Here is a 905-nt window from a genome sequence, read left to right as displayed (position 1 = left end):
CTATAACCCAGCGGATGAAGTGATTGTGACCATTGGAGCTAGTCAAGCAATTGACATTGCTCTTCAGCCAGCCCGTTTAATTTTTGTGTAAAGAAGTTCATTTTGGATACTTCGTCTAATACGACGCTGTTCATTACCGCCGTTTTGGCATCTTTTCCCCACGTAAACGGCCCGTGCCCTTGAAGTAAAATGCCAGGAACCGCTAACACATCTAAGCCGCGCTCTTCAAACGTTTCGATAATCACCTTGCCCGTTTCCACTTCATATCCGTCATTCACTTCTTTTTCGGTCAAAAAGCGCGCGCATGGTACGGAACCATAAAAGGTATCGGCATGAGTAGTACCCATTGCCTGCACATCAAGTCCTGCTTGAGCCCAAATGGTCGCCCACGTTGAATGCGTATGGGCAATACCGCCGATTTGCGGGTAATGTTTATAGAGTACGGCATGTGTCAGCGTATCAGATGACGGATTAAGCTCACCTTCTACCACGTGACCATCTAGATCAACGACTACCATGTCTTTAGCCGTCATTTTTTCATACGTAACGCCGCTTGGTTTAATCACAAACAAACCGCTGTCTCGATCAATGGCACTTACATTTCCCCACGTATACTTGACCAGTCCGTGTTTTGGCAAATCGACGTTTGCTTGAAATACTTCTTCTTTTAATTTATCTAGCACACTAACTCCTCCCGTTCTTCGCTGTGGTGCTCTGCAGCTGCTTTTTCAATCACTAGCCCTTTTTTATATCTTTTAATAAATGCTTCAAACCCTTTTACATCGAGTTCGTCAGGATAAATTTCTTGTGCGGTCACTTCTTTAAAGACTTTATCATCCAAGAAATCTTCTAAACTTTCATTCTCACTTTTATTGAGCATATAAGAAGAAAGAATAGCCATTCCC

Annotated in this window: 1 protein-coding gene and 1 pseudogene; both read right to left on the bottom strand. The window is 43.3% G+C overall.

Annotation, left to right across the window (positions count from 1 at the left end; all coding sequences use genetic code 11):
* Positions 1 to 38 precede the first annotated feature (38 nt).
* Complete coding sequence (locus AC1DRF_RS29945) at positions 39 to 683, bottom strand: L-ribulose-5-phosphate 4-epimerase (RefSeq protein ID WP_477742567.1); 645 nt, start codon at positions 681 to 683, stop codon at positions 39 to 41.
* Positions 677 to 905: pseudogene (locus tag AC1DRF_RS29940) on the bottom strand (ATPase); the annotation flags it as partial. The pseudogene AC1DRF_RS29940 and the gene AC1DRF_RS29945, both read right to left, overlap by 7 nt.

Source organism: Priestia sp. P5_B4 (assembly GCF_056400385.1).
Note: the sequence above shows the minus strand (reverse complement) of the source record. Positions and strands in the feature narration are given on the sequence as shown.